Annotated in this window: 1 protein-coding gene; it reads left to right on the top strand. The window is 57.8% G+C overall.

The genetic code is table 11. The annotated features are described in order from the left end of the window. A partial coding sequence (gene pepV, locus lacNas_RS07080; RefSeq protein WP_201346729.1) for a dipeptidase PepV occupies positions 1–1,242 on the top strand: 1,242 nt, incomplete at its 5' end. Positions 1,243–1,388: the final 146 nt, after the last annotated feature.

The raw sequence follows: 1,388 nt of genomic DNA, 5'->3' as shown, positions 1-1,388 counted from the left end.
ATTGCCGCCAGAGACGGCTTTCAAACTGAAAACATCGACAACTATGCCGGCGTCGCCACCTTTGGCGAAGGCGACCAGGAACTGGGCGTGGCCGTTCACGTCGACGTGGTGCCCCCGGATGAAGGCTGGAGCCAGGACCCTTTTACCCCTTGGGTCAAGGGCGGCCGGGTCTATGGCCGGGGAGCCAGCGACAACAAGGGACCAGCCCTGGCAGCCTACTACGCCCTTCTGGCTTTAAAAGAAGCGGGCTTTCAGCCGAAAAAGAAGATCACCTTGATCATCGGCACTGACGAGGAAACTGACTGGGTGGGGGTGAAGTATTACCTTAAAAAGCGGCCCGCTCCCGACTGGGTCTTCTCCCCCGACTCCTCTTTTCCAATCGTAACCGGCCAAGACGGGCTGGCCGTTTTAAAGACAGCCTTTACCGGTGAAGAAGCCGGCAGCCTAAGCCTTGACTCCTTCTCTGCCGGCCAGGCCACCAACATGATCCCGGCAGCCGCGACCGCGGCCGTTTCCGGAGAAGGGAGCAGCGAAATTGCCGCGGCCTACCCGGACTTTTTGGCCCAAAGCGGCCTAAGCGGGCAGGCAGAAGCCACTGCCGAAGGCCTGCTTTTGACCTTGGAAGGCGTCAGCGCCCACGCTTCTGTTCCTTGGGAAGGGAAAAACGGCGCCTGTCTTCTGGCCAGTTTCCTCAGAAACTTTCCTTTTGCCGGCCGGGCAAAAAATTTCCTGGACTTCGCCGGCCAACTTGAACTGGAAGACTACTACGGGGAAAAGATCGGCATCGCCAACACCGACCCGGAGATGGGCAAGTCCATCAACTGCCCGGCGGTCTTCCGCTACCAAAAGGGCCAGGAAGCCTTCATCAAGAGCGACATCCGCTACAGCCGGGGGACCAGACCGGAAAAAATGTCCCAGCAGCTGAACGCCAAGTTCGGCGCCTTCTGCCAGACGACTTTCCAGCCTTATGAAGACTTCGAAAAGCCGCACTTCGTTTCCAGCAGCGACCCCTTCGTCAAGACCCTCCTTTCCGTCTACGAGAAGCAGACCGGGCAAGCCGGCGAGACCATTATTTCCGCCGGGGCCAACTACGGCCGCTTCTTTAAAAACGGGGTCGGCTACGGCCCCGCCTTTCCTGGCAGCCTGGACACCGCCCACGCCATCGACGAATCCGTCAGCCTGGATGAACTGGAAAAAAGCCTGGCCATCTACGCTGAAGCCATTTACGAATTAAGCAAGTAGCAGACACAAAAAAGACTTTTGCCCCAAAAAGGCAAAAGTCTTTTTTATCTGGCCGCTTTCAGCTCCTCGCAGACCTGCCGGTGCCGGTCAGCATAAAGGCTGCTCTTCTCCCAAATAAAAGTGAAGTCGTGGCGGATCTGGAAGTC

Source organism: Lactobacillus nasalidis (assembly GCF_016587775.1).
In the GTDB taxonomy this organism is placed as follows: Bacteria; Bacillota; Bacilli; order Lactobacillales; family Lactobacillaceae; genus Lactobacillus; species Lactobacillus nasalidis.
This window is presented reverse-complemented; position numbering and strand designations above follow the sequence as displayed.